The organism is Paenibacillus sp. GD4 (assembly GCF_030846225.1).
GTDB lineage: Bacteria > Bacillota > Bacilli > Paenibacillales > NBRC-103111 > Paenibacillus_G > Paenibacillus_G silviterrae.
The window spans coordinates 4249833-4276415 of record NZ_JAVCYK010000001.1 but is presented as its reverse complement, the minus strand read 5'-3'; the positions used below and the strand labels follow the sequence as shown (position 1 = coordinate 4276415).

Below are 26583 nucleotides of genomic sequence, written 5' to 3'. Positions count from 1 at the left end.
TTTCATCTTAACACATTTGTTTTGTTCTGAATACAACAAATTCAAAAATAATCAAAACAAAACAAAGGAAAGATATCTTACACAGCTTCCCCTTCGCATGCTGAAAAACCCGGCCTTAGGCCGGGTTCAAGGAAAGGATCATTGGCCGCGCAGGCGACGAGTACAATCAAGTCGTTTCAGCTACCTCAGATAAGACGCAAGCGGCTCTACGCCGGCTTCCCGGATGCATTCCGCCACCAGACGGGCAATGGCAATTCCGCCCTCCTCGGAGAAGTGGGTATTGTCCTGCGCCCCCTCCGGCATACTGGCATACCGGCCCGGCTCCGCCCACATAAAGATCCTTTTCGTCTCGTCTGCGCCTAGCTTCTCGAACAGCTCCTTACTCTTGGAGGCCAGATCCAAAAAAGGAACCTGCTCTCTGTCTGCCAGCTGGCGCATCGCTTCGATATATTCGCCGTGGGTATTCTTGATTTGACCCTGCTCGTCAAAAAATCTTCTATGCATCGGAGCAACCAGCACCGGATGCGCTCCGCGTTCCCGAGCACCGTCGATGTAACGTTTCAGGTACTGCTGATACGTAGTGTAAGGCAGCGTGCCCCCGTCATTGTCCTTCTCATCGTTATGGGCAAACTGAACCAGGATATAGTCGGCCGGGCGTACCCTTCTCCACAGCTTGGTCAGTCTGCTTTCATCGATAAAGCTCTTCGAGCTTCTGCCCGAACGGGCATGGTTGCAAACCGCCAGCCCTGCTGTAAAACATTTGCCGATCATTTGCCCCCAGCCCGTGTAAGGGTACTGGCCGGAAGCTTGATCCGTCACCGTGGAATCTCCCGCAAGAAACAGCGTGGGCACATCGGGCGAACGTTCGATCTCGATCTTCCGAACTCCCGGGGCGGCACCGGCAAAGGCAAGCTTCAGCTGCCCGTCTTCCACATGTACCGCGAACGTCTCGCGAATCGTCTCACCCAGGGCGGTTTCAAGCGTATCCAGCACTAGATGTCCCTGACCTGCCTTAATCGTTGTAGCAGACGGGGCCTCCGGCCTGCCGACCGTTACGGTCACCTTGTAGTTGCCGTAGGGCACATCGACCAGAAAAGTGGGAACATGCGGTATAAAATATTCTCCCGGCCAGGAATCCCGCATGTCCTCATTTCGCGAAGGCTCGGGAGATTGGGCATAGCCGTATCCCCGCTCCATGTCATAAGCATCCTGGGACTCGATTCGGATCACGCCGGCTCCGGCCTCTTCGGGAGCAAATGCAAATTGGGCGCTCCATTTCATAGCACAACCAACCCTTTCATTGAATGCATTTCTAATTCTTTCTTGGAGCTATTATAAAGACTGCTTAGGCAGCGTTTCAAATTCAGGAACATCGACCAAGTACAAATTGCCATAGCCGGACATATCGCTGGTAAAGAGCAGCTGCTTCCCGTCCGGGCTGAACCGCGGGTGCACGTGAATCTTTTGCGACTGAAAGCTTCCCCTGTGCCTGCACAAAATCCTGGGGCCTTCCAAACGGTCACCCGTCTTTTTCCATAAACAGATTGTGTCCTGAAGCTGCTCGCCATGGTAGGCGCTGGTCTGCTGCCCGTCACCTGCAATCAGGCTGGAATCATTCGAATGGACATGCATGTTCTGGAACGGAAAAGCAAACTCCTCTCCCTCCGCATTATCGTATAGGACGGAGCCGATAAATTTGCCGTCTTTGTTCGACAGCGATTCCGTATAGCCATGATAGCCGATTCTTATGCCATCCGCATGCCAATATTCATGGCCGACAAACACATGATCCGCCGACGCTCGGATCTTCCAGCGGTCTCCGGTTTCGATATTCAGGCACCAGATCCGATGATCCACCAAGTCCCACGGTCCTTCATGACAAAAGCTAATTATATGCGGCTGCGTCGGCGAGGCATTCACATGTCCGATCCAGACGTTATCCTCGTGGAGCACCTTTGCCTCTCCGCCCTCTGCGGGAATAAGCAAAATCTGGCAATGCGGCTTGGCCCTGGCCGTTTCCTCGAAGCCGATATAACCGGCTCCGAGCGACGCCTGTATCCGATCGGACAGATCCTCCTTGATACCGGCGCAGAGCCACTTCCCATCGGCGGTGCAGCTGATATTTCCCAGGCTATAACGAGCCGGTGTCTCGTAAATGACTTGTTCCTCCAGCGTCTCAAGATTCAGAGCGATGATAAGATCGTCCCGTCCGAAGTAGGCTGCTTTTCTCTTAGGATTTACATATGTCCCTTGAATTGCTGCTCGCGCATCCTTATACGCTGTCAGCTGGGTAATTTCACCGGTGGTAAGATCCATGCTGTACAAGTTCGCAGCATTCTCTCTGTCCGAGCCAAACAACAGCTTCCTGCCGCCTTCATACCAGCCGTCATTCGTGAAATACAGATGAAAGCTATGCGACAACACATCCGTCAATTGACGCATAGGTATGCCTGTGATGAGGTCCTTTGTCATTTTCCACTCTGCCGGCCATACGCTTCCCTTGCCGAAACGATTCATGCTGCCATTCACCTGACCTTTGTTTGATGTAATCACTCCCACCTTACTCGTACCTGATCTTTCCCGCCATAATAAGATCTTGCTGCCGTTCGCTCGCGGGCTTGTACATTTTTATCTGGTTTGCACAATGTTGCACGATGTTGCCGGCCTCTTTCAAGCACCGCCCGATCTTGTGATATAATTGGATAAAATTGGGCCAAAAGATAGTAGAGGAGACGTGGGAGATGAGGAAGTTCGATCAGCACAAGCATTCCGGTACGTTAGAAACGGACCTTGTCATCGCGGCTGCCGGCGGAGATGTCGAGGCTTTCGCCGAGTTAGTACGAATGTATACGAATGCCGTATGCGCCATTGCTTTTGACATCCTGCGGGACTACTTTCATGCCCAAGATATCGCGCAGGAATGCTTCGTGAAAGCGTTCCGTTCAATGCACAGCCTCCGGCAGCCTGAACGATTCGGAAGCTGGCTGTATGCCATCGCTCTTCATCTATCCATCGATTATAAGCGGTCACAGACCCGCAAATCCCATCTGCATAAGGAGCTCGGGCAACTTGCGCTCAGGGAAAACGAACGGCAAGCGGAAGATATGATCATCCGGCAGGAAATGCGTCTTGATGTCAAGCAAGCGCTCCAGCAGCTTGATGAAACGAATCGTACTATCCTGCTGTCCTTTTATGTCAGCGAAATGACGATGCCCGAAATCGCCCGCATGCTAAACATGTCGGTCACAGCCGTAGAAAGCCGAATGAGGCGAAGCCGCAAGCTGCTGAAGGAGCAGCACCTGTCCGCTTGGGCCGGGCATTTCCGAAAACGCGAAGCTTCCGACAAGCTGGTGGTCCCCGTCATGGAACGGATTGTCAAACAAGCCGGCCAATTTTATATCCCCGTGTCGGATAGAGGCCAATCGACCGAATGGTTCGTCCGTGTCCTGGGCCTCTCACTCGACCACAACGGACACATCCTGCTGCCGTCGGGTCATTGCTTGTTTTTGATCGAAGTGCGCGTGGATGTGCTTCGGGAGCACGCTTCGTCAAGGCGGCCGGCCGTAGTTTTCCTGATTGAGAACGAAGATCAATTTTGCCGGACATTGGAGGAGCAGGGAGTTCGAACGGTGCGGGAGGAGGCCCCGGGAATAGGGCAAATGCGCGTCTTTTTCTTTGATCCGGACGGTAATCGTTACGGCGCTTTTACGGCGTTCTAATTTTTTTTGAATAGCGTGACGGTTTTTTGCGGATGGAATCGTCTATATACTGAAACCAATCGAGGAGGTTATGGAAATGCAGCAACCATTCACGGATGTTGAACAAACGACTCATGCTACAAAGACGCCGCTTGTTAAGGGGGTGTTGTGCAGTTACTTGCCGGTAGCGAGCCTTGCCCGGTCCAGAGCGTGGTATATGCAGGTGCTTGGCTTGAAGGCCTTTGATCGGAATGACAGCATCCTGATCATGGGCAGCGGTCAATGGATTTTCCTCATCGAATCCAAGGACAGACCCAATGCCAACTTTACGACTGACAGCTGGGAAGGGAAAGACTTTGAAATGTTTTCCCTTACGTTCGAGACCGACAATATCGTTGCGCTCCATCAGTCGCTTGAAGAGCATGGCGCAGAGGTCGAACCGATCACGGACAACGGCTCGTGCGGACTGCAATTCCGCTTTAGAGATCCGGACGGTAACCGTTTCAACGTTTGGCAGAATTGAAATAAGCAGCGTAAGGCTGCCGATTAATTATCGGCGGCAGCCTTATGCTGCGGAGATAAGCTTTGTATGGTCATCGACTTCCGCTATTTGATCGCGTCCCTGTAGTCTTACCGGCGGGCGATCCGCCCGTGCTCTTACTGGCTGACTGCGGTTTAGTCTCCGGAAGCGGCGGTCCTATAAGGGGTTCAAGCACAACTGTCTTCCGAATCGTTTCGCTGACACCGCCATACTTGTTTTGCGCCTTGAGGCTGAACACATTCTCCCCCTCACGGAGCCTCACCTCGCGGCTGACCTGCCCTTGCCCGATCAATTCCCCTTCGAAATAAATGCTGGGCTTTCGGTCCAGCGCATCGGTCGCTTGAATTTGGAGCGTTACCGATTCGGCATACGTCCGGTCCGGCACGCCGGTCACCTGCAGCTGAGGCACCGGGCTTATCAATAACGCAGCCGCCGGCTTCCAGCCTGCCAGTCCGGCAATCAAGAGAATCAAACCCAGCAGGATGGCCAGCGGTTTTCTTCGCGCCATAACAAGCTGCTGCCATTTCGGCGCTTGGCGCCGTTTGATCTCTTGGAACAACGCCCTGTAGGCCGAATGAGACACGGCCAAGAACCGCCGGGAAACCTCCTTCTGGCGTAGTCCCCGATGATCGTAACGATCAAAATACCGGTGCAGCGCCGCACGATAATGCGGCTCTATCTCTTCGCCTGCACCTGTGAACCTTGGATCGGTAATACTCCATTCAATGAAATCATAAACGGAATCTTTGCCGCCTTGTGCCGCCATATACGCAAGAAATCGATCGAAGTCATATTTCCCTAGGCCTGTCCGCCCTCTCTCCTGGCCGGCATAAAAAGCGAAGGTGACAGCTCGGAAGGCCTCGACGGGAATTTTGCCCGTCCACGCCCGACGTAAAAACTCTTGGGCACGCTCAAGCTCCAGCGGCCCGAGCTGAAGCAAGAGCTCCTCCGCCTGCTCCTCTTCTCCCCTTTTCAAGGTAAGGATGTAATAGATCGAAGCCCATAAATCAAAGGTTAACCGCTGCCCCTTTGGCATATACGACAGAAGCCTCGGGTCCGGGCGATTCAGCATAAAGCCCATACGAAGCAGGTCCTCAGCCTCAAGCTCCCCTAAGGATAAGCCTTCAAGCAGTTGAAGCTGCAGCTCAAGCTGCATCAGCTCACTGTACTCTTCATAACGCTGCAGTCCCTCCACGGCAGGCAGCTTTTCGAAAAAAGAAAATAAGCCGGAAGCCGTCTCTATCGCCCGTTTCCCCGAATCTTTCGTTACAAGCCGCCGCAGCGCCGCTTGGGTCTGCCCGGCGAAGAAGGATACCGGAAGCACATCCGCATGAGAGGCCCAGAATGAGAGCTCGGTCATAAGCCCCCGGCTGCCCTCCGCATTCTGCAGGGCTACCGAAACACAGCCCTCGGCCGCTGCCGCCGACTGGGAATAGAGCTCTTGGAAGAAGGCGCGGAAGGAGAGCGGATGCCGCCGCAAGCTATCCAGCAGCTCGTGGCCGGCATTTGTACCGCCTGCCGTCAAGGCACGCATAACGAAGAGGGAAAGAGCACGCCGCAGCAGCACCTGCTCTCCAGGAACGGCATCCGCTTCGCAGGCTAGCATGGCGTCGGCGAGAGCGGAGTCAGCCGTCCGCCCTACATGTCCCGTTTCAATACGAAGGAGCTGAACAAGAAGCTCATGCAGCTTCTCTTTGCCCCCTGCTTCCCTTCCTTGCTGCAAGTACTTCTTAAGAGCCTTCCACACTCCGGTCCGATCCGCATCATACAAACTCGCTTCCCCTTGTCCGATTTCAAATAGACGGCATAACTCTTCATAGGCCGATACGGAATACGGCAAGCTTTCCTCCAAACCCTCCAGTGCCTGCTCACAATAATCGAACAGCTCGCGCAGATGTTCTTGCGAATGGCGCCGATGCCATATCGCCTCCAGGAGCCCGGGTGCCGCCGTCTTCGAATCTGCGCCTTTAACTTGACTGCCCCGGGCTGCGGATAAGTCGAACAGCACGTCCCGTTCCAGCTGACTGCCTGCCTGTCGAAGGGCTTCCTTATCCAAGAAGGTCACGTGAATATGCTGCTTGGCCTCCGCTTCCCCGGAGAAGGTGACTACGCCGAGCTTCCGTCGGTAGGCATAAGGCAAGCAGTCGTACACCAGCTTCATAAGCTCGCGCGCGTCCCGCTCAGCCTGAACGGCTGCCTCACTCAGAACAATATATACTTTGCGGCGGTTCGTGACGGATGCCATAACGGACAAAAGCAGCTGCCCGAACAGCTGTCGGTCCAAGCCTAACCGCGCCAGCAGCCGATCCGGCTCGTTTTCCGGCCGGGATTCGGCGGCCAGCAGCCTCTTATCGTCATTCTCTAGCTCCGGCAGGCTCTTGCCTTGCGAGTCATCATAGCTCTCAGAGAAGCTCTTCAGCCGAAAGATTCTATCGCTGCTTCGAAGCCATTCCTCCCGCAGCGCGGAAGGGACGACATATTGTTGAGTAAAGAACGCGCTGCGCTGTCCCGTGAAATCCGCTTCTACAAAGACCGTCTGCCCTATCACCAAATCCCCATGCTCCGACGGATACACAACCAGCGACGGCGGGTAGTACGTTTGCTCCGCATCATTAGCCAGTGAAGAAACCGGTGCAGGCGTCGTTCGCGGAGCCTTGTAGTAACAATAAGGATGCAGGACGGATTTAATAAAGGCGCTGTCCAAGCCCGGCGATACCGCAACCGTATCGAAGCCCTCGTTGCTGCGGAACACCCCTTCGCGGCAACGGGTATAGTAATGCTGCTGAATTCGCAATGCTTGTGCCATCACCGGCGATCTCCCCTGTCGATATATTCGAGCTGGTGAAGCAGCCATAGGAAGGGCTCATCCACTCGGATCGGGCTGATAACACCCTGAACCTGCCGGTTCACGGGATTGGAGCCTAAGGCTGACACGGCAAAATAGGCCGTATTGCGGAAATACACATCGACCGCATCTTTGAACGGCCGGTCCACCTTTTCGATGAACCTGCCGATTTCCCCGTTAATATTTTCAAACTCCGTACGGTCTAAGGCCCCGCGGTGTCTTACATCACGGAATACATTGCTGTTAGGCTGAATATAATCGCCGTCTTCCTCCTGCAGATGAAGCAGCATATCGCTTTTGGTCAGCACAATCGCCGTCGGGATGTCGGTCTTGCCGCTTCGCTGATGCGAAATGAAATTTTCGTATAGAGAAATGACTACCTCCCTAGGTTCGTCATAGCGGGCGGCAAACTCTCCTTCCTCACCGAGGTTCAGGCGAATCTTATCGCGAATGGTGCGAACCTGCAGCGGGTCCACCAGGAACAAGATGCCTGACGAGTTTTGAATGTGGGCGGCATAAATGTCCAAATAATCTCGCTCTACCATCCCCTCGCCTGCTACATCGAAGAATACAAGCAGCAGCGGAGCCTTAGTCTCGTCCTTGAACACGAATTGAAAAATAAAAGGCTCCTGCTGCTCGTTCGGGTTCGTCGATTGCAGCATGCTTCCGCGCTCGAAGATCGGTTCATGATACTGCTGGCGAAACTTCCGGGAGATGTCCGCGCTGAGCGGCATGCAGGCTGCATCGAAATGGGCCGCCGTCTCGGTCTGAAGCATATGAATGAGCGACGTCATGTAGACGGATTTGCCGACCTGGGAGGCTCCGACAATCGAGATGATATTGCTCGGCACCTGCCCCGCCGTAATCGGCAGCTCATTGTGACACTTAGGGCATAACCGCTTCCGTGTTGTGACGCCATAGCGGTCCGTGACGCCCACCAGCACCTCGCCGGAATACATCCGATGCTCCTCCGGAATCAGCTCAGGATCGATAACGGCTTCCATATCGGGCTGAGCGAGCCGGAATTTCCGGCGCCATTCATTCAACCTCATATCCTCCTGCAGGGCGAATTCATCATCGTGCTCCTTCACGTGAGCTGCCCGGAATACGACCGCAGACGGCTCGTATTTGGCGAAGCAATACGGACATACAATGCTATAGAACGGAGGCCTTTCCTTTGCCTGCGGTTGTTTGTCGAAGAACTGTTTCAAAAAGCCCAGCATGGCTGCTTCCCTCCTCCTGATTACTCCGGTACGATTTCGTAAAGATCCCCATACAGCCTGCCATCGGTCAAAAAGATCCGGATCCGGTCCTCCCGACCGATCTGAATCTCAGGCAGCTCCGTGACCCCCGCCGATAAATCCCGGTGGAGAGGATACCGCGTCCCGTCCCCGGGATGCAGCGGAACCCCGCCTGATTTTTTGACATAACATAAGGCTTCCTTCGGCACGGGTATTTCGCAGGTTAAGCGCAGCTTCGCCGAACGATGCTTACCGAACCATCCCCAGCCGTAGCGGATCGAGCAGCGAAGCTTCGCCCGCCCTCCGTTGAAACGGGCTACATGCTCGCTGTCCGACTGCCGAAGCGCCGTCAGCTGCCCCTCCTTCATCACGCACGGATATATTCTGAATACGCGAACGCCAAGAAAATCGGCAGGCACCCGGTACCCTCCTCGAGCCTTGTATTCCTCCCGGGTGTACACCTTCCACCTGCTTTCGTTCTCCTGCTCTGAGGCCAGCTCGTCTCCGGCGGCGAAGCTGCATATTTTGACATACTGGATGTCGGAGGGCCAGTGCCAAGTCAAAACGCACTCTCCTTCCGACAGACGGCAAGCAGCCTTCGTAATCCGCTGGCCGTCTCCGGGTGAATCCCCCTGCATAGCTTTCCCTCCCCAGTCCATTAACGGAACCGACTGCCGGCACGGTCTATGGACGTATTCGCGCTTTTCGAAAGGGCAGGCGGGTGGCCGCTGCGCTTAAACGGTCGCATCCCTGCGCCCCCTTCGTTCTCCTTCACTCCGTAAAGGTAGGTGGAGGCGGATAGTCCTGCGGCCAGCAGCAGATCCGCGCCGGCACGTACTAGAACGGGACTGCTGTCCGGAAGCGAAAGCTCCAGCAGAAGGCCGGCCAGCAGGCCGGCGACGGCTCCGCCGATCAGGAAGCTTCGAGCGAGATGGCGATGATCGAATACGATGCCGAGCGATAGTCCCATGAGTCCTCCCAGCAGGAGCAGACCGACCACGCGGGCTGCGGCCCGGTACAAGCTGTCCGCCTCGCCACCTCCTCTCGCTTCCATAAGATGCCATTGCTGCTCTGAGGAATAGATGCTTCCGAACGCCTCCGGTACAAGTGCCGCTTGATCCGCATGGCGAAATGTCCCGCCGGTCGCTTCCGCCAGCTGCCGCAGCAGTCCCTTTCCTTCCTCATTGCCGGCAGCGGCCAGACCGACGGTATGAATGGTCAGGCCTGCGGTCGTGTAAGGGGCCGTTACGGCCGGAGCATCGGTCGGACTGTACCCGTCCGAAAGAAGAATGACGGCTCCGCGTCTCTTCGCCGTACCGCTCTCGATCATATGCTGAGCCGCCTGCTGCAGCGCGCCCGCAATATCCGTCTGTCCAGCGGGAGCCGCCGCCTGCTTCAGGCGGGTGACTATATCCCGTCTCACGGAAGGGTCCTTTACAGCAGCGAGCGGCTGCAGCCACGACACCTTCTCGTTAAACAGCGCTATGGCGATTCGTTTATCGGCCGCTATACTCTCCACTAGCGACGCTGCCGCCTTCCGGCTTTCCATTTGTGGGTCGGTTTCCTTCATACTTTCCGACATATCGAGCAGCACCACGTAATCCTGCGGTTCGGCGCTTCGTCGCAGATCAAAGCCGTAAGCCCACTGCATAAGCGTCCCGGTTGCCAGCAGCAGGGCGAAGGAGGCGGGCACCAGCCATTTCCATCCGTCCCCCGCATACCGCAATCGCCAGTTCGCCCCGTTCAGCCGGGGGGCTATCGTTTCGGCCAGCAGGCCGCCCAAAACAATAAAGAAAGCAAGGGTGCCAAAGTAAAAGCCCATGAGCAGTGCATCCCCGAGTGTGCCCGATAGCTGCATAAGCATCCATTCTCCTGCAGCCCAGCCGGCTAAAGCGCCTGCTCCGCTAAGGATGATAAACAGTTCATTGATTTTACGCCGCATCATCCGTCCTTTTCTCCACCCTCCGTCTGAACATTCAGCCCAAGTCCAAGCATTGTCTCCCAATCAAATCTGTGCAGCTTGTAGCCGTTCTTTACATACTGCTCGTACAGCGGCTCTCCGCTGCGGTATACCATCAGATCCTCGGTGCGGAAGCCTCCCATAATTTTCAGCTTCTCCACTCCCGGCCTTTGCCCGTCATGGATGCAGCCGAGCTTACCCTGCGTCCGTTCCGCCGAAGAAAGCGCGTAGCGGATCAATTCGCTGTCGGCATCGCCGAACAAGTAGCTTTCCTCATAACGGTGCTTTTGGGTAAAACGGTATACGTCGGCACGAACAGCTGCTTCTTGCTCCAGATGGCTGCACAAATCCTCATACAGCTCTTCCTTGGTAAGCACCTGCCGATTTTCATATCTGATATTGACGTTGGCCCGCTCCAGCAGCTCTCGCTCGAACGGCTGGCAAAACAAGGAATGGGCAAACCAATCCTGCTCAGCCATCAACATCAGCCTCTTAAGGTAGGCATCATTACCGGCATCGAGATACGCAGTAACATGACCCATCCGCCGTTCGTCCAGCTCAAACCGCTTCCCCCATCGCGTCTCCAGCTCAGAGCCGATGAGCTCTACGGCCTGGCCGTAATATTCCTGTACATTCCTGCCGATACCGTCTCCGGCCTGCGAAGCATGCAAACGACATGCCTCCTCCAGCTGGAGCTCTATATTCCCGAGCTGCTCCACATATCTCCCGAGCAGCCGATGCTGCTCCTCCAGCATCCGCTCGCATCGTACCAGAAGCTCCCGCTTCAGCTTAAGCTTCAGCAGCTCAAGCCTAAGGCGGTACACCCGCTGCAGCAGCGCATCGACCAAAGCCTTCAAGGACGCCCTGCCCCCAAACCAGCGAAGCACCCCCTTGCGATAAGGTGCCAGCTCCGTCAGGCTCTCCTCATAGGCCGCTTCCAGCTCGGCCCGGCCGGAAGCCAGTCGATGCTCGAGCTCCTTCCGCCATTCTCTTACAGCATAAGCGATCCCCTGCCGATCCTCCTCAGAGGTCCAGCGAAAGGCTGCCCACAGTCCGAAGCGCCGATTGGCGACCACATTCTCTTCTATTCGCCGCCTCAGGCGTTCTGAGAAGCTCTCCGCCTCCAGCTCCTCGCGAAGCCGCTCGGCGAACCGTTCGAAGAAATCGCGGGCATGTGTGCCGAACCACGCCGTTTCGGCCTGCCTCAGCGTGGTTCGACCCAGTCCTTGTTCCGAAAGCGGCTCATACAGCAGCCCCCGCATCTCCTCCACCGGATCGGGGAACCGCTGCAGCAGCGCATCTACAGATTCCCGGGCATGATCGGCCTCCAGCCCCGCCGCCGCCAAGGCATCACGCTGCCCTGCGGGCTCATGTTCCCTCAACACCTGCACGAGTCTGCGGTGCAGCTTCAGCAGTACAGCGGAGACGATGGATTGGTCCGGCCGGGCCACCTTCGCGAGCCCCGCTGTGGCCAGCTGCGGCTGAGAGGCACCGGGCGACATCAGATTCCGGAGTAATAGCTGATGATTATACTGGCTATAAGCCGGCTGAGCCTCCTCCGGCTGCCGGCAGCGAAGGAAGCTTAACCGGCTGATGATCTCACTGCAGACAGCCGCATTGTCCCGAGCGAACAGTCCGCGTTCATCCTTGTCACCTAGAAGATAGACGGTCTCAAAGAGAGGTGACGCCGCATGCTCCGCCCGAAGCTTGATGCCGTCGGCCGTAACCAGAAGCGGCGCCTCGAAGCGGAAGGTGCGGCTCTGCATGAGCTCAAGCTCCTTCAGAAAGCTGACGGTCAAAGCCGCATCGTAAGCATAATCTTCCCGAGTCTGCTTCTCCCGCATCAGTACGAACAAGTCGGCGGACACGGACCGGAAGCTTCCCGCAAGAACGGTTCGGGCCAATACGGTGATCTCGGGCAGCAAACTGCTATACGGATCATCGGCGCTTACCACCACGGCCAGATGCACCTGCTGCAGGGAGCCGTACAGCCTGCCCTTATCCCCAATGGCTCCCGTAAGCTGACGTAGAACGACATTCAGCTGCCGGAGCCTCGTCTCCTGCTCATATAGCGTCCTTGGCAGCTCGGCACGGGTGCTGCGCTTATCCTCGCCCGATTGCGGCAGCGGATACTGCCAATGCAGTACATGCTCGGCCGGTTTGCCTCCGGCTTCCAGCTCAGCGGTACTTACAAATAAATAGCTTACCCCTTCGGGATGCGTCCATTGTGTCCGTTGGTGCTCGTACAGGTGCTCAAGCGCCGATCGGGATCGATCCCCGAGAACCAGGAGGACAAGAGGCTTTTGAAGCATGCGCCTCCCGCTATCTCCCGATTCCCTTTGCTTCCACAGCTCCTTATCCTCCGCTGCCCAGGCAGCAAGGCGATCTTCCATGACCGTTATTCCTCCTCCCTCCCGGACACGCAGGCCCGGTCTCGATTTATTTCAAGCTTCGTACCATCTCGCTTACTTTGCCGGCCATTTCCTTGTAAAAGCGGTACATCTCCTCGCCGTCCGCATAATCGCCGCGATCATAGTCCAATACCGCCTTGGCTTCGCTGTACACCTCGGACATTTCCTGCAGCTTCTGTACCAGGCCGGCGATATCCTCAGACGCCGTCAAGCTGCGGCTTCGCTCCAAGCTTTTGCGCTGCAGCTGGGCCTTCTGCTTCGGGTCGAGCCCGCGCAGCTTGCCGTACAGCTGAAAATCCAAGAACCTGCCGGCCTGCATCACGTTGGCAAGAGGCTCCCAAGGATCCTCCTCCGGCGAGTGATCGTATACATAAAGCGCACCTCTGCGGACGATGGTTCCGGTATAAAGAGCCTCGATATATTGCTTCATGAGCCGCTCTTCGTCCAAATGCGCTCCCAGCACCTGATCGAGCCGTTCGACCTGCCGGCGCAGCAGCCCGTATTTCTCCAGTTCCTCGCGTACAAGCTGAAGAAGCTCGGGCGATCGAATCAAGTTTTCCTTGGCCATCTCTTCATTTACGCTGCCGAAAATATCCCTTACCTTCTCCGAAGGAAGGCCCTGCTCCAGCAGCCCGCGCAGTTCACCTGCACAACGCTTGACCTCGCTTAGGTTTGGGCGAGCCTCGTGCAGCTGCATCGCGTAAGCCGACAGTTTCCGCTCCAGATCAAGCGGTCCCGTCAGGACGCACTCGTAGCGGTGGATCGTTCCGCTGTCGGCCGATTTTTCCCGAATGATTCCTTGCTCAAGAGCCTTATCGAATACAGCGCGAACCTCCGCATTATAGCTGCGGATTCTGCCGTTCACGTAGGTGTCTCCCCAGGACCGCTCCGGGATCGGAGAAGGCAGATACGTCCAATTGACCTTCTCCGTCTGCACCAGATGCCGTCCGATGCCCTCCGGCTCAAGGATCGAGCGCTCGTAGCTTTCTTCATACACCTTCAGAGGTGTGTACAAGAACAACGGTACGCCGTTCTGCGTGTTGAGCCAGAAAATACGGTTGCGAACCTCGCTTTCCTTAATGGTAAAACGGGAGTTGGCAATCGCATTGTCCTGGAAGTTGCGAATGCCCTTAAATATATTCGGCGCCTTTACCGGCACCGATACGAAGCCCCAAGACGGAAAGTTAAAATGCCCCGAGGAATTGGTCAAATGAAACACCGGCTTGGCTTCTTCATACAGCCTGCCCGCAATTTTCTGCTCGACAAGCTTCTCCAGCGAATCCTCGTGACCGTATTGGATCACCAAATATTCCTCCATCGACTTGGTGATCAGTTCACCGAAATGCTCCGTCAAAAATTCCGAGATGGAACCGACGACGTCGACCTCCTGCTCCTTCACCCAATGGTTCGCCTTCTCCAGAAGCGCCCTGGTGAATTCCCGAATCAGCTCCTGCGCATTGCGGTCCTCCGTCATTCGTCCGATCATCGAAGCCATGTCCGGTACGCCGACGACATTCCAGTAATACGTCTTGTTCCCCTTATGGTCGATCTGCTCTTCGCCGTTCATCAGAATCTGCCCGTTCTTCTCGAAGATCCGGTTCAGCTCGTTCAGCAGCTCCGTGAATACTTGGTAGATTCTCGTGTTGTCCTGGTTGATCAAGGTATACAGATCCTCATAGAATTCGATCATCTGCTCCATGCGCTCCCGGTCGCTGTGAAGCAAATATTCTTGTATTTTCGCCTCGATATAAGCATCCTTCTTGCGATCCTTGGAAATAAACGCGCTCTTCGCCTCGCTCAGCTTATCCAGTGCGCTTTCCTGCGCCGCATGAAGATCGCGGGGGATCCGCAGCAAATTCTCCTTCAGCGCTTCGATATATGAAGAGATCAGCTTCAGCAGACAGAAGCCCTTGTCCTGCAAAATCATCCTGGAGGCATAGAACGGCCCCTGCTCCGGATGCAGGAACACCCGTGTGATCTGCTCGGTAAAGCGCTCTTTGATCTCTCCGGGCAGCTGCTTGCGGCACTTGATGTACTCCTCGCGCGCTTTCGATAAATAGCTTTGCTCCAGCTCCGTATCCAGATCGACCACCTGCTGCTTCACCACGTTCGTGTAGCTGAGCCGCTCGCTGTTCTTGTAGCCTGGCAGCGGTTCGGGGACACGCTTGTCAAATTCGCGATGCAGCGAATCGGGATCGATCGCCAGCTTATGAGCCAGCTTCTCGACGTCCTCCTGCTTCGGTCCGGCCTGGAACATCGTCTCCATGCGCTGAAACACCTTATAGGCAAGGTAGGTGGTCATTTCCTCAATCGGCAGCACCGCCGAGGAAGCGCCCAGAATGTTGTATTGATAATTCGCCGCATAGGCCTTCGGCATTTGGTTGATGTTGGTGCGAATGTTGCTGATATAGTCGTGAATGGCAAACTCCTCGCCGGACTGCTTTTGCTCGCTGGCCATGAAATTCGTAATATTCTCGGCCGTCACGTTCATGCAGTAATCGTAGGCGTTTTCCAGCAGCTTCCCCTCCAGGTTCGTTGCCGAAATCAAATGAGCCAAATTAAACGGCGGCATCGGGGACTGCACGTTCAGTATGCTGCCGTACTGCTGCTTGAACCGCTCTCCGCGTTCATCCACGTTCATCCAATAGTCGAGCTCCTTCAGCGCCGCATACCCGTTCTTCTTGATGTATTCCCGGGAATGCTCCGTCAGGCTCTTGTTCGCCAAATTCACGTCGGGTGTGAACAGATAGCCGAGAATGTTCACCTTATCGACTCCGGCCGAGCCGTAGTCCCGCTCCAGAATGCCCCGGACGATATAGGAGATATCGAGGAAGCAGCCGCTGCCCGTACCGCCGGACAAACCGGTAAGTAGGAAAACCATCAGCTTCTTATTGGTACCGACCATTAAGGACTTGATTTTTCGTTCGATCGTCTGCACGACCTGTACAATTTTCGTAAAAAGCAGCAGGCGGCCCGCCTGACGAACACCGGAGGCCCCATTGATGCCGTCCGTAATCGTCAGCTCCGGGGAGAGCCATTCCTTGATATAAGGCTCAATCAGACTGCGGTTCTGCAGCACGCTCCCGATTTCGGCATTGGCCAGCAGAACGAATTCCGTCATCGGATCGAGACCGATCCCTTTGTAACGCTTGCCCCGGTCATGCTCGTTCGTCTCAAAAGCCAGAAATTCGATGTTGGCAGGCTTCTCCCGCTTCTTCTTCGTATAAGGATCCTCCGGCAGCTTAAATCTGCGATTCACCTGATATTTCAACCTCAGCAGCGCATCGATGCCGGTGCCTCCCAGTCCGATCACGAGCATCGGATTGTCGATCGTATCTACGCGGATTTTTTCACTGACAATGCCACCGCCAAGCGATACGTCCAGCTGTTGAATATGTTCTCTTACGACTGCTTTCATATAGTAACCTCCCGTGGGCTGCATAAGTGTTTTACAATGTGTCGCTTTATTTCATGTATTCGAGGACAACGGAACGGTGGACCCCGCTTAATGCGATGCGAACCCGGTCTCCGGCACGAAGCTCCTTGCCTGACGCCGCATCCAGCACCCTGCCGCCCTTCTCAATCACACAGGCTGTCATATTGCGAAGAAGCAAACAATCTCCCGGTCCCGGGCGCAGGATAATATCCTTCGTCTCCGCCAATTCCGGAGCGAGCTGCAGCAGCTGATGCAGCGTAACCTTGCCCTTGAAGGCATTCAGCTTCCGGTATTGCGGCGTGGTTCTTTCCCCCGTATCCTCGTCCTTCACTTCAATTACGACTTGGCCCACGAACCCTTTGTTTGCCTTGCGCCATAGAGCCATAACGTACAAGCCGGCTGCGGCCAGCAGAACGATACCTACAGCGATCCATATCCAGCGGGCTCCATTCGCCGTCTCCTCGCCGGAGGGAACAGGGGATGCCTGGGAGCCGCCTGACGCCGTAAGCTTGACGGGTGCCGATTCCCTTGTATACCCCGCATCTTCGGCCCTGACTTTTATTTCGTATTCATGGGCCTGCGGCAGCTTGTAGCTGCCCTTCAGCTCCTGAGAGCCGGGGGTTAAAGGAAGCTCCTCAGACTGTCCGGTCTGCAGGTCCGTTACGATAAGTGCGGCCTTTAAACGCTTGTACAGCTCCGGATCGTTCGCCTTTTGTCCGCCCGATTCCAGGTAAGCCGTAACCGGGACCTCATCTCCGCTGCGCCAGGCTTTGCTTGGCAAAGGCTCCATCGTCAGCTTCAAATCGTAGTTATAGACGAGCGATATCTTAATTTGGTCCTTGGGTACGCCTTTGACCTGCAGACGCCACATCCCCTGCTCCGGCTGTACCAGCTTGACCATCGAATAAGCCTTGGACACCGAGTGCACCACACGATCTGAGGGAATGGCGACAGCTTGACCCTTCGGGTCCAGGAGCTTGACCTCTACCGGCGTGCCGGACATGATCGAGACATTCGCCTCCTTCACGCTTGCATTCGGAATCTCAATGGGCACCTCCTGATACCCTCCGCTGCCGACCAGCTCTTGAAGAGGCACCACCTTCAGCTTCAAGTGACGCGCGTAAATTTCGCTCAGAATGCCCGGAAGCTCGCTTGCCGAGCTGGTCACGAACGTCTTCGCCCCGGTTTCGGTCGAAATCCGCTCCAGCACCGCCTGATTCAGCTGGCCGTCGGCATTCAGTCCGATCGTATAGATCGGAATCCCCTTGCTCTTCGCCCGGTCGACCGCCTCTGCAAGCAGCCGATCCGAGTCGCTCTGCGATCTGCCCGGCGGCAGCGAGTTGTTGCCGTCCGTCAGGAGTACGACTACTGGAGTATGGGACGGATCGGCTCCATTCTCCAATACCTTCAAGGCTTCATCGACGCCGACGGCAAGGTCGGTGTAGGGTCCTCTATCCAATTGGTCCATAAAAGCTTTCAAGCTCGTCTTCTCGGACGGACCCTTCATTTGAAGCAGCGCCTTCTCGCGCATGATTCGGTCTGTATAGGCTACAATGCCGATTTTGTCTCCTTCCACCGACGCCATATCGACGAACAGCTTCACCGCCTCGTAGCTAACCTTATTGCCGTCGCTCTCGTTCATAGAGGTGCTCACATCAACGGAAAGCACGGCATCCATGCGTACATTGCCGTTCGGGCCCGACGCTCTGACTCCGGCAGCAGCGAATAACAGCAAGGCGAGAAGAAGTGATAATAGGATCACCATCGATTTATTGATTACGTGCATAGGCCTTTTCCTCCAAACAAGCGCCGTTTCACCATTTTGTGGCGCATCTGTAGTATTTTGACGAATCTGGATGTAAAATGGTTTCAATATCGCTTGTATTTGTTTATATTACCTGGTACTAATTAAGAAAAACTTTCTCAAATCTTACGTTTTTCTTAAGATGCTCACAACGACCCAAGGAGGATGTTATGCTTACCCTGATCGTTCTAATTGCTGCCGTATGCTTTGCAGGGGTCCGGTGGCTCACCTTCGTCTATTATAAAAAACACGACATGACGCTCGAGCAAATCGATCAAGAATTGGCAGGGCGTTTCCAGGAGGGATCCCATGAGTCCCAAGATACCCGTACGACTCCCTAAGCTCATACGAACCGCCTATTTGTTTCACCGGCTGCGGCAATGCCATCGGTGCGGCGCCTACAGCAGCTTAAATCCTCCGGCTTGTCCCGTTTGCGGCGGAGAGACGTGGCAGCCGGTAGCCGAAATCGCCAAGGCGATAGAGCGCAAGCATGCACAAACGGAATTGCTGATCCTTGGCACCATCGTCACCGCCGCCTACATTGCCTCCCGAAGCTTTAAGGAGATGGCGGCCGCCTTGCTCGTCGGCGTCGTGCTGCTCGTTGTGCATGCCTTGATTCGCCGTCATTATGCCCCTTATCTACTTAGACGAACGATTCGACGCTCACTCCTGCAAAATCACGAAAAAATTCGACAAGGCCTGTTGAACGATATCGAACAAGCAGAATCCGACCTCGCTCAAGACAACTATCCTGCGGCGTATGAAAAATTTCGCGAGATCGGCTTCTTCCTGAAGGATAATCCGATCCGCATCCTGCAGCTGGCCTGCCTCAATCGGTTTATTCTGAGAAGCGACATGGACCTCGAGCTCGATTCGCTGATTCCCGAGCGATTTGACGGGGAGTTCGCCGCTTACTTACTGGACATTTGCCGGGTTAAGCCGGGTCTGATCGGCCGTGCCTCCATCGAATACACGGTAAAATACCGGCAGGAATTCGAGCGGCTCCCTTACGGAGAAGAGATTCTTATCGCTGCCGCCGGTGCGGCCTTGCGTGTCAGAGCACACTTGCCGCTCTTCCGGGGGCTCGTCCTTGATTACGCCGAACGGCTTCCCGAGGACCGCCTGCATCGCTTGCACCTGCTTGCCTCGGAACGGGCGGCGCTCGATCGCGAGCTGTTCAGTCAAGTTGAGCAAATATGGAACCTGCGCTATGGTCCCCTCCCCCCGGCCGCTCAAGCTGAAGTGCTAGACACCACCTATGAACAGACGAAGAGAGCGGGAGAATGACCATGGGAAATCTATATCAGCGCGCGAACCGGCTGCAGTGGACTGCTGCGATAAGCCTCGGCGTCATGCTCGCCTTATCCGGCTTGAAAACTTATGGTGCGGTGCAAACCGTTCGGCAATATGAACAAGCGGAGACGTACCATGCAGCCGGACGGCTGGTGGAGGCCGAAAGGCTGTATCGGCAAGCGGAAGCCGCCTGGGGCTTTGATTACCGGAAAGAGGTCATCCGCGCCGCCTTGGAGGAGCTGACACCGGTTGTGCAGGTGCTCGAGTCGGTGGACTCGCTATCGAGGTCTATAACGGCAGCTGCGGCTGCCAAGGATGTCGGCGGACTCGTGAAGGGATACAATGAGTATCAGGTGGCGAAGAAGAAGTATCAAGCTGCCGGGACCGCTGCCGGAGAACGGTTTGTTGGTGCTGTAGAGGAGGCAAAGCTGGAAGCTCAGCTGGCGGATGCTTTCTCGGCGGCGCGGGCCGCCGCGGAGCAGCGGCTTCGAAGCATGAAGCCGGCCGAAGACGCCGGTGCTGCGGCTGCCGAGCTGATCCGCATCCCCTCCGTGTATTACGGCGGGGATGCAGCGAAGCGGAAGGCCGTCGACACCCTCCTACAGGCGCGTGATATTGCGAGGCTCGACGCGCTCGCCCGTTCGAAGCCTTATCTCGAGGTGTGGGCTCTTGGTGAAGAGCTGCGGCAGTTCTATGTCCAGCAAGGCTGGGAAGCCCCATGGGTTGCTCCCAAGCTGGAAAGGCTCGCCATCGGCACCCTCACGATCCTCGAGAAGCAGGACTTGAGCAAGTTTCTGGATGCTTCCCGCGAGCTTAGGAAATATGAAGCATGGGTGCCATCCGGCGGGAAAGCGGACTCTTACATCCAGTCCGTGCTTCAGCAGCGCACGGCTTCAGCCGCTTCGCTGGAGAAGTCGGGAAAATACGAGGAGGCCATCGCACTCTATCGTACGCTGGGCGCCCTGACGGATACGTCCCAAGCCATCGCCTCGGCGGAGCGGCGAATGCTTGCCGCCGATCCGTTGAAGCTCTTGGCTGGTGCCGGCGCCAAAAGCAAGCTCGTCTCAGCGGCACGGCTGACAGGGCGTAACGGCTCCGTTCAAGCCGTCGCATTAAACGAAGCCGGCACCCGGCTGTTTCTGGCGGAGCTGCCGAGTGATGAAGGCACGGCCCCGCTGCTCATGAACATGACCATCGAGCCCGCGCTTCGAACAGCCTCCCTTCGCTCTATAGAAGGATCGGACCCGAACGGACTGCAGCTGCTGCTGGCTGAGGGAGCTTCCGCCCAGCGGAAGGCAAGGTTTTTGCTTATGCAGGTCAAAGCCTCCGGCTTGGAGCCCTTGCTCGATCTGGAAGCGGACGGCTTCACTTTACATAAGAACGGCGAGATCGAAGCGATACGACCCGCTATCGAGGGACCGAAGAAAGGCAGCAGCGTGCTTCGAGCTCTGTACCGCCGGGAACAGGATAAGTATGTCCTGATTCATACGGATCTTGAAGAGAAGCCGGTTCCGAGGAGCATGGACCCCGAGAAGCCCGATGAAGGCAAACCTGTAGCAAGGCCCGCTGCCGGGAACGCTTCAGAAGCGCCAAGCGCTAAGCCTAGACCATCCTTGCCGTAAGTCCGTATGGCGGCAAGGCCGCCATCGGCAGGATTCATTAGCGGCGATGTGGAATGAATAAACAAATGAAATAGATTTAGTCCTAAACAAAGGGGATAAACAAATGTCGGCAAAAAAAATGACTGCTTTACTCTGCCTGCTTATGGGATGTGCCGGTGCCGTGCAAGCTTCCGGCATCAATGGGGATTACAAAGGGGATCCCATCGTTCGAGTTTTAACGGAGGGCAAGGAGCTTCAGGCAGAGGATGTACCTGCCGTAATCCATGACGGGCGGACCGTAGTTCCACTCTATCTGTTGAAGCAAGCCGGCGTTTCCGTCCAGTGGGATCAAAGCAATTACCAGGTTCAACTATCCTTTCCGGATCCCAGCCGAAATTTCACAAGCATTCTGCAAACGATAAATGCGAAATTGAAAGATTATGACGCAAGAAACGCGAGAATCGTCTTTGATGAGCAAGGCCCCTACCTGCAAATCGATTTGCAGATGGCAGGCGACTCGAACAGGAACAATGACAGGATCATAGCCTTAACGGGATTTTTGAGAGATGTCAATCTGGATATGCTAGTCGTATACACCATCCATAATAACCAGGTTATGAATGTCACTTCCGTACAGCGTTCGGATGCGGAGCTATTTCTGAATAAGAAGCTTCCGGAGCATGAGTTTATCAAAAAGTGGAAATCAATCACAGTCACCTCTATGACAGACGTTTCTTCACTAAACCTGCGGCCGGAGCCGGCGGCCACAGCTCCCTCTTCTCCGAACAAGGCGCAAGCAGCTTGTAATGAAATTATGGCTTCCTATGTAATACAGAATCAACGTGAAGTGAATACCTATAATGCCGGCGGCGCTAACAGGGACCCGAGCGGGTTTCAGCAGCATTTACAGAAGCTGAAGGAAAGCACCAATTCTTTGTTAAAAGAGGTAGGTTGTCCCCCGGTTGAATAAATATGATCCCCTCCCGATTGACGAATCCAGAACCTTCCAGTACAATGTTCGACGAAGTCAATAGCGAATCATCGGGAGGACGATATGGGGTCAAACAGCATTACCGCCCACGCGCTTGCAGGGCTTTTACTGATCAGCGCAATGTGCGGCCCGGCTGCAGAAGTCCGCGCATCGGCAAGCTTTATAGATACAGAAGGTCATTGGGCGGCTGAAGCTATCGAGTGGGCCATCAAGAACCACATAACGGAGGGGTATCCAAATCGTACCTTCCAGCCGGACAAGCCGGTGACGGAGGCGGAATTTCTGGCCATGCTGTTTCGGTCCACCCCCGTTACAGAGGCAGTGTACGCTGCCAACCCGCCGGTAACAGCGGAGGCCGTGTCCAAGGGCAGCTCGGCCCATTGGGCGGATGCCCTGTATACGCAGGCAGATAAGCTGAATTATCCGGTCATGGGCACGAACAGCCTTGAGAAACGCGCCCTACAGTTGACGCGGCTCCGTGTAGCCGAGCTCATGGCGGGGGTCTATGGCTATTCTTATCAAGGCGAAGCTGCCGTCATCTTCGTGATGGCGAATGAGCTGGCGGAGGGGAAGGATGACTCCTTCACAGTAGAGAGCTTCCGCGGAGGGGAGCCGATTACCCGAGCGGAAGCACTTGAGGTGCTTAGGCGCTCGAAGGTGCGGCAAGCGTGCCGGCCGGCCGAGCCTGCACTTACCCGGCTGGCGGTGAGAGACTCTTCATCCTCCGGAACACCGGAGGTAAAGACTTACTGCAATCAGCCTAAGCGTGCGCCCGATCAAGCTGCGCCGTCATCCCCTGCTGACACCGGCGGTTTGAAGGCTGACATCGTGTCGAACGGAGTGACCACTAATCCTGCGCCGGAGCCACAGCCTCAGTCGCAGAAGGCTAATGAGAATCCCGCTGCCGAACAGCGCGTATATTATGTGATCAAGAAAGGGGACACCCTCTTTAAGATTTCCCGGCTATTTGGAATTGGAGTACAGGAGCTGACGGAAGCGAATCATCTTGCCGATGCGGGACAAATCAACATCGGTCAGCGGCTGTACATTCCCGGCTTTCGTTTACCCGAAGGGGAAGGCGAGATCACCGTCAGCCATGTTATTACCTCCACCTTGACCGCCTATACCGCGGGGTACGAATCAACAGGTAAGGTGCCTGGAGATCCGGCCTATCGGGTAACGAAAAGCGGCACCTACGTCGAAGAAGGACGTACCGTCGCGGTAGACCCGTCAGTCATTCCGTTCGGTTCGAAGGTGTATATTGAAGGCATCGGTTACCGGACCGCCGAGGATACGGGCTCGGCCATTCTCGGCAGCCGATTGGATCTGTTCGTTGAAAACGTGGACGTTGCACGTCAATTCGGTGTTCAACGAGGCGTAACCGTGTACGTGCTGGGGTAGCTGGAAGCAACGGAACGATCGAAACAGATCATTTCTAAAAAATACAAATTACTTCATGTCTTTGCATTCAAACTCAAAAGGATTTCTGCGTAAATACAACAATCCAAGACCATTTGGCTCATCTGCAGCCATTGCGCTCTCTTAAAGCTGCCTATTCTCACAAATCCCGTTCTGACCTTATCCTGGCAGCGTGGATTTCTGCACTTTAAGTCAATTTCATAATTTAGAAAGCCCATGTGGAATACGGTTTTTCGGCAAACAAAAAAGGAGAACCTCCCCACATTAAGTTTGCCTAATTGTTTAAGCAGCGAACGGCTATTGAACGTGTCTTTGCTTCTCAGAAATTATACTTTGGCATGAGCACTGCACGGAGGCTCAAAAAATGGGCGTTTGCCGACCGCGAACTATGTTACCTAACGTGCCTGCGGCATATAGCGTCTGGCGCTTATCACGGCCAGGTAATGCTCCTTGTAACGTTATGAATGCAGCTAGAATAAAAAGTGGACACATCGTTAAGTGAAGTTAGATAATTAACTTAGCAAAGAACAATGAGGTGTCCACCATGGGAAATCAACGGCAGCGTTACAATGAAGAATTTAAAAAGCAGACAGTCAAATACGTACAAGAACAGACCAAGACGGTGCCGGAAATCGCGGCGGAGCTGAACATTCCGGCAGGAACAATCCACAACTGGATGTCTCAGTACCGTTCATTTGAAAATGAGCCGCTAGCCAACCCGGAAAAGCTTCGTCAAATGAAAGAAGAATTGGCAGCAAAAGAACGCGAAGCCAAGAAAAAAGATCAGGAGATAGCCGATCTCCAAGAGGAGCTGGCCATTTTAAAAAAGGCTCTGCACATCTTCAGCAAAGAAAAGAACTAAGGTTCCAGTTCATTGAAGATCACCGCTCCGAATTTCGAATGGAGAAGATGTGCAAAGTGCTGCAGGTATCCAGGAGCGGGTTTTACAAGTGGCAAACGGCTACAGCAAGTGAGCGAGAGAAACGGAAGACGATGGTGATGGAGCGGATTTCCTACCATTTTCACGACTCTTATGGAAGATATGGCAGTCCCAAGATCACCCGTTTACTATGGGCTGAACAGTTTAAGATTTCAGAGCGCACAGTCAGTCTCTACATGAAGGAGCTAGGGCTGCGTTCGTGCGTTTCTCGTAAATTTAAGGTACAGACAACCGACTCTAACCATGATCTGCCTATTGCTCCAAACATCCTGAATCAGGAATTTGATGTGAAAAAGCCAGAGAAGGTCTGGGTAGCAGACATTACCTACATCCCTTGCCGAGAGGGCCGATTGTACCTTGCCAGCATCTTAGACTTATGCACGCGTGAGATCGTCGGCTGGCGCCTCTACGATCGAATGACCACAGACTTAGTTGTAGACACGTTACAAGCCGCCTATGAGGCCAAGAAACCTCAGAAAGGGCTCATCCATCATTCAGACCGCGGCTCACAGTATGCCTAAGATGAATACCGTAAGAAATTGAAGGCTTACTCAATGAAAGCCAGTATGAGCCGAAAAGGGAACTGCTATGACAACGCTTGTATCGAGTCATTTCACAGCATATTAAAGAAGGAGCTTATTTACCGCACCAAGTTTAAAACGAAGCAGCAGGCTTATGAAGCCATTTTTCAATATATTGAGTTCTTCTACAACCGTAAGCGAATCCACAGTGCAATCGGCTATGTATCGCCGGTTAAATTTGCTGCGCGTTTTAAGAAGCCTGCTTAAGCGTTCACTTAACGGAGTGTCTACTTTCTTGACAGAGGTCCAGAAATCACTTTACTGTACCAAATATATGTTCATCTGCCACTGTAAGATGAAAAAATCGCGTTACAATGCGTCTGGTGCTTATCACGGCCCGGTAACGCTCCTTGTAACGTTATAAATTCATCTTACTGTACCAAATATGTGTTCATCTGCGACCGTAAGATGAAAAAATCGCGTTACAGGGTGTCTGGCGCTTATCACAGCCTGGAGTGCTACTATAATTATGCAGTCGAAAAACACCCTCGTATGAAATAAAATGAAGATGACGAGGGGACGAGAGACAATGAAACGGTACGACAAAGTATTCAAAGATGAAGCAGTAAGATTGAGCGACGAGATTGGACCAAAGAAAGCTGCTGAGCAGTTAGGCGTAGCCTACCACACCTTGCAGGATTGGAGAAAGCGAAGAACTCTGCACGGCGACGGAGCGCATGTCGGAAGCGGACGTGCTTACCCATCTACCGAGAAGACTGCCCGTGAAATCGAATTGGAAAGAGAAATAGGCGAGTTGCGCCGCGCAAATGACATTCTCAAGGACGCACTCGGTTTTTTCGCATTAGACCGGAAGCGGTAAAGGCGTGCCAGCTCTATGCTTACATCCGTGAACGACGTGGCCGTTGGACCGTCAAGGAGATGTGCGAAGTACTGGCTGTCAGCGAATCGGGCTATTATCGTAGCTTGAAGCCAAGACCCAAACAGGAGCGGCAAGAACGCCTTCTGGTCAACATTAAAGAAATCATCGGGGAACATGAAGACAACAATAATTACGGTGTCCAGCGTATTTTGCTGGCGCTGTCACAAATAGATATTAAGACCAGCTACAGTACCGTCCGTCGGATTATGAAGATGCACGGCCTGCTGAAGAAAGTGAAGCGTCATCCAAATGGCATTACACGCGAGGATGCTGCAGCTCAAAAGAGCGAGAACCTGATCAAGAGAGATTTCAGTGCCTCAGCCCCCAACCAAAAGTGGCTATCAGATATCACGGAGGTTCCTTGTTCAGACGGCAAGTTGTATCTATCCGCCGTACTGGATTGTTTCAACGGAGAGATTGTAGGCATCGCCATGGACGACAACATGCGTAAGGAATTATGTATCCAAGCTTTCGAGAACGCCTGCAGGGCAAGAAGTGCTCGCGGAATGATTTATCATAGCGATCGCGGCAGTCAATTCACAAGCCGCGCTTTCCGAGAGAGCCTGGCTAAACGTGACGCCGTTCAAAGTATGAGCGGCACGGGGCGTTGTTATGATAACGCACGAATGGAAAGCTTCTTTGCTACGCTCAAGAAAGAAAAGCTGTACAAGATCAAGACCGAGTACTATCCGATGGCCTACATTAAATCGATCATCTTCAGATACATCATGGTCTACTACAATAGACGGCGGATCTACACCTCTAATCCGGGGGGCTGGCCGCCATCCATTTATCGCGAAAGAATGCTGTCGCAAGCAGCCTAGTAACGGGATGCCTGTATGAGTGTGTTTTCAAACTGCACTTTTATTGACAACTCCAGCCCGGTAACGCTCCTTATAACGTTATGAAAACACCTTCTTAAGCAGCTTTGCATCCCTTGCT

The 26583-nt window shown here is 54.4% G+C and carries 21 protein-coding genes; 12 read left to right on the top strand and 9 right to left on the bottom strand.

Annotated elements, in window-relative coordinates:
• Window positions 1-180: 180 nt before the first annotated feature.
• Window positions 181-1281 carry a rhamnogalacturonan acetylesterase gene (locus tag RAC89_RS20290; RefSeq protein WP_306615503.1) on the bottom strand — a complete coding sequence of 367 codons (1101 nt, stop codon included), beginning with the start codon at window positions 1279-1281 and terminating at the stop codon, window positions 181-183.
• A gap of 51 nt (window positions 1282-1332) precedes the next feature.
• On the bottom strand, window positions 1333-2553 hold the full coding sequence (locus RAC89_RS20285) for an oligogalacturonate lyase family protein (protein WP_306615502.1): 1221 nt from the start codon (window positions 2551-2553) through the stop codon (window positions 1333-1335).
• Between the two features lie 188 nt (window positions 2554-2741).
• Between RAC89_RS20285 and RAC89_RS20280 the strand changes: the two genes are divergently transcribed.
• Window positions 2742-3719 (top strand): sigma-70 family RNA polymerase sigma factor, encoded by a 978-nt coding sequence (locus RAC89_RS20280; RefSeq protein WP_306615501.1) that lies wholly within the window; start codon window positions 2742-2744, stop codon window positions 3717-3719.
• Between the two features lie 76 nt (window positions 3720-3795).
• Entirely contained in the window at window positions 3796-4221 is a 426-nt protein-coding gene (locus RAC89_RS20275; RefSeq protein ID WP_306615500.1) for a VOC family protein, read from the top strand.
• A gap of 70 nt (window positions 4222-4291) precedes the next feature.
• Here RAC89_RS20275 and RAC89_RS20270 read toward each other — a convergent pair whose 3' ends face one another.
• Genes RAC89_RS20270 through RAC89_RS20240 form a run of 7 tightly spaced genes read right to left on the bottom strand, consistent with a single transcriptional unit; the run spans window position 4292 to window position 17918 of the window.
• Window positions 4292-7045, bottom strand: coding sequence for a GAP1-N2 domain-containing protein (locus tag RAC89_RS20270; protein WP_306615499.1), 2754 nt, complete (start codon window positions 7043-7045; stop codon window positions 4292-4294).
• Window positions 7045-8307: a TRAFAC clade GTPase domain-containing protein gene (locus tag RAC89_RS20265; protein WP_306615498.1), complete on the bottom strand. Its 1263-nt coding sequence runs from the start codon at window positions 8305-8307 to the stop codon at window positions 7045-7047. The genes RAC89_RS20270 and RAC89_RS20265 overlap by 1 nt, the downstream gene beginning before the upstream one ends.
• 20 nt (window positions 8308-8327) lie before the next feature.
• Window positions 8328-8963, bottom strand: a complete 636-nt coding sequence (locus RAC89_RS20260; protein WP_306615497.1) for a hypothetical protein — start codon at window positions 8961-8963, stop codon at window positions 8328-8330.
• Between the two features lie 20 nt (window positions 8964-8983).
• Window positions 8984-10270 (bottom strand): vWA domain-containing protein, encoded by a 1287-nt coding sequence (locus RAC89_RS20255; protein WP_306615496.1) that lies wholly within the window; start codon window positions 10268-10270, stop codon window positions 8984-8986.
• The gene (locus RAC89_RS20250; protein WP_306615495.1) at window positions 10267-12678 is read right to left on the bottom strand and encodes a hypothetical protein; all 2412 of its coding nucleotides are present in this window, start codon (window positions 12676-12678) and stop codon (window positions 10267-10269) included. The genes RAC89_RS20255 and RAC89_RS20250 overlap by 4 nt, the downstream gene beginning before the upstream one ends.
• A 46-nt stretch (window positions 12679-12724) precedes the next feature.
• On the bottom strand, window positions 12725-16114 hold the full coding sequence (locus RAC89_RS20245; protein ID WP_306615494.1) for a tubulin-like doman-containing protein: 3390 nt from the start codon (window positions 16112-16114) through the stop codon (window positions 12725-12727).
• A gap of 46 nt (window positions 16115-16160) precedes the next feature.
• A complete protein-coding gene (locus RAC89_RS20240) occupies window positions 16161-17918 on the bottom strand; it encodes a vWA domain-containing protein (RefSeq protein ID WP_306615493.1) in 1758 nt (585 codons plus the stop codon).
• 188 nt (window positions 17919-18106) lie between these two features.
• On the opposite strand from RAC89_RS20240, the gene RAC89_RS20235 reads away from it, so the two are divergent.
• From RAC89_RS20235 to RAC89_RS20190, 10 genes are all read left to right on the top strand, one after another.
• Window positions 18107-18277, top strand: a complete 171-nt coding sequence (locus tag RAC89_RS20235) for a hypothetical protein (RefSeq protein WP_306615492.1) — start codon at window positions 18107-18109, stop codon at window positions 18275-18277.
• Window positions 18246-19223, top strand: coding sequence for a hypothetical protein (locus RAC89_RS20230; protein WP_306615491.1), 978 nt, complete (start codon window positions 18246-18248; stop codon window positions 19221-19223). The genes RAC89_RS20235 and RAC89_RS20230 overlap by 32 nt, the downstream gene beginning before the upstream one ends.
• Window positions 19224-19225: 2 nt before the next feature.
• Window positions 19226-20851, top strand: a complete 1626-nt coding sequence (locus RAC89_RS20225; protein ID WP_306615490.1) for a hypothetical protein — start codon at window positions 19226-19228, stop codon at window positions 20849-20851.
• Between the two features lie 103 nt (window positions 20852-20954).
• Entirely contained in the window at window positions 20955-21800 is an 846-nt protein-coding gene (locus RAC89_RS20220) for a stalk domain-containing protein (RefSeq protein ID WP_306615489.1), read from the top strand.
• An 84-nt stretch (window positions 21801-21884) separates the two neighbouring features.
• Window positions 21885-23222: a 3D domain-containing protein gene (locus tag RAC89_RS20215; RefSeq protein WP_306615488.1), complete on the top strand. Its 1338-nt coding sequence runs from the start codon at window positions 21885-21887 to the stop codon at window positions 23220-23222.
• A gap of 562 nt (window positions 23223-23784) precedes the next feature.
• Window positions 23785-24102: a transposase gene (locus tag RAC89_RS20210; protein ID WP_306612350.1), complete on the top strand. Its 318-nt coding sequence runs from the start codon at window positions 23785-23787 to the stop codon at window positions 24100-24102.
• Window positions 23988-24701, top strand: a complete 714-nt coding sequence (locus RAC89_RS20205) for an IS3 family transposase (RefSeq protein ID WP_306616153.1) — start codon at window positions 23988-23990, stop codon at window positions 24699-24701. Before RAC89_RS20210 ends, RAC89_RS20205 begins: the two co-directional genes overlap by 115 nt.
• A gap of 33 nt (window positions 24702-24734) precedes the next feature.
• Window positions 24735-24968, top strand: a complete 234-nt coding sequence (locus tag RAC89_RS20200; RefSeq protein WP_306615487.1) for an IS3 family transposase — start codon at window positions 24735-24737, stop codon at window positions 24966-24968.
• A gap of 322 nt (window positions 24969-25290) precedes the next feature.
• Window positions 25291-25581, top strand: coding sequence for a transposase (locus RAC89_RS20195; RefSeq protein WP_218094447.1), 291 nt, complete (start codon window positions 25291-25293; stop codon window positions 25579-25581).
• Window positions 25563-26465 carry an IS3 family transposase gene (locus RAC89_RS20190; protein ID WP_306616152.1) on the top strand — a complete coding sequence of 301 codons (903 nt, stop codon included), beginning with the start codon at window positions 25563-25565 and terminating at the stop codon, window positions 26463-26465. The genes RAC89_RS20195 and RAC89_RS20190 overlap by 19 nt, the downstream gene beginning before the upstream one ends.
• Window positions 26466-26583: the final 118 nt, after the last annotated feature.

What these genes read in the sequence shown, in the direction of transcription:
- RAC89_RS20290 (WP_306615503.1), bottom strand. Translation starts at nt 1,281, where the DNA reads ATGAAATGGAGCGCCCAATTTGCATTTGCTCCCGAAGAGGCCGGAGCC.
- RAC89_RS20280 (WP_306615501.1), top strand. Translation starts at nt 2,742, where the DNA reads ATGAGGAAGTTCGATCAGCACAAGCATTCCGGTACGTTAGAAACGGAC.
- RAC89_RS20275 (WP_306615500.1), top strand. Translation starts at nt 3,796, where the DNA reads ATGCAGCAACCATTCACGGATGTTGAACAAACGACTCATGCTACAAAG.
- RAC89_RS20270 (WP_306615499.1), bottom strand. Translation starts at nt 7,045, where the DNA reads ATGGCACAAGCATTGCGAATTCAGCAGCATTACTATACCCGTTGCCGC.
- RAC89_RS20265 (WP_306615498.1), bottom strand. Translation starts at nt 8,307, where the DNA reads ATGCTGGGCTTTTTGAAACAGTTCTTCGACAAACAACCGCAGGCAAAG.
- RAC89_RS20260 (WP_306615497.1), bottom strand. Translation starts at nt 8,963, where the DNA reads ATGCAGGGGGATTCACCCGGAGACGGCCAGCGGATTACGAAGGCTGCT.
- RAC89_RS20255 (WP_306615496.1), bottom strand. Translation starts at nt 10,270, where the DNA reads ATGATGCGGCGTAAAATCAATGAACTGTTTATCATCCTTAGCGGAGCA.
- RAC89_RS20250 (WP_306615495.1), bottom strand. Translation starts at nt 12,678, where the DNA reads ATGGAAGATCGCCTTGCTGCCTGGGCAGCGGAGGATAAGGAGCTGTGG.
- RAC89_RS20245 (WP_306615494.1), bottom strand. Translation starts at nt 16,114, where the DNA reads ATGAAAGCAGTCGTAAGAGAACATATTCAACAGCTGGACGTATCGCTT.
- RAC89_RS20240 (WP_306615493.1), bottom strand. Translation starts at nt 17,918, where the DNA reads ATGCACGTAATCAATAAATCGATGGTGATCCTATTATCACTTCTTCTC.
- RAC89_RS20235 (WP_306615492.1), top strand. Translation starts at nt 18,107, where the DNA reads ATGCTTACCCTGATCGTTCTAATTGCTGCCGTATGCTTTGCAGGGGTC.
- RAC89_RS20230 (WP_306615491.1), top strand. Translation starts at nt 18,246, where the DNA reads ATGAGTCCCAAGATACCCGTACGACTCCCTAAGCTCATACGAACCGCC.
- RAC89_RS20225 (WP_306615490.1), top strand. Translation starts at nt 19,226, where the DNA reads ATGGGAAATCTATATCAGCGCGCGAACCGGCTGCAGTGGACTGCTGCG.
- RAC89_RS20220 (WP_306615489.1), top strand. Translation starts at nt 20,955, where the DNA reads ATGTCGGCAAAAAAAATGACTGCTTTACTCTGCCTGCTTATGGGATGT.
- RAC89_RS20215 (WP_306615488.1), top strand. Translation starts at nt 21,885, where the DNA reads ATGGGGTCAAACAGCATTACCGCCCACGCGCTTGCAGGGCTTTTACTG.
- RAC89_RS20210 (WP_306612350.1), top strand. Translation starts at nt 23,785, where the DNA reads ATGGGAAATCAACGGCAGCGTTACAATGAAGAATTTAAAAAGCAGACA.
- RAC89_RS20200 (WP_306615487.1), top strand. Translation starts at nt 24,735, where the DNA reads ATGAAAGCCAGTATGAGCCGAAAAGGGAACTGCTATGACAACGCTTGT.
- RAC89_RS20195 (WP_218094447.1), top strand. Translation starts at nt 25,291, where the DNA reads ATGAAACGGTACGACAAAGTATTCAAAGATGAAGCAGTAAGATTGAGC.